The 508-nt window shown below is 60.6% G+C and carries 1 protein-coding gene; it reads right to left on the reverse strand.

Translation table 11 applies throughout. The annotated features are described in order from the left end of the window. Positions 1–508, reverse strand: a 508-nt coding sequence (locus J5M66_RS26555) for an amino acid permease (protein WP_207817537.1), incomplete at both ends; no start/stop codon positions are given.

The following is a 508-nucleotide window of genomic DNA, read 5'->3' on the forward strand; positions in this document are numbered from 1 at the left end:
GTGATGAAGCCGATCACGGTGGCCTTGCCGACATCCGAGCGTTTCTCGGCGCGGGCGGAGAAGATGCTCGCGCCTTCGATGCCGATGAACACCCAGACGGTGACCAGCATCATGTTGCGCACCTGGTTCATCACACTGCCCAGATCGGGGTTTTTCACGCCCCAGATGTCGGCGGTGAAGATGTCCAGTCTGAACGCGAAGACTGCGATCAACACGAACAGCAGCAGCGGCACGACTTTGGCGACGGTGGTCACCAGGTTGATGAACGCTGCTTCCTTGATCCCCCGCAGCACGAGGAAATGCACGCCCCACAGCAACAACGATGCGCTGATCACCGCCGCCGGCGTATTGCCTTCGCCGAAGATCGGGAAGAAGTAACCGAGGGTGCTGAACAGCAGAACGAAGTAACCGACGTTGCCCAGCCAGGCGCTGATCCAGTAGCCCCAGGCCGAGGAGAAACCCATGTAGTCGCCGAATCCGGCCTTGGCGTAGGCGTAGACACCGCCGT

It is taken from the genome of Pseudomonas sp. 67(2021), from assembly GCF_017491835.1.
Lineage (GTDB): Bacteria > Pseudomonadota > Gammaproteobacteria > Pseudomonadales > Pseudomonadaceae > Aquipseudomonas > Aquipseudomonas atacamensis.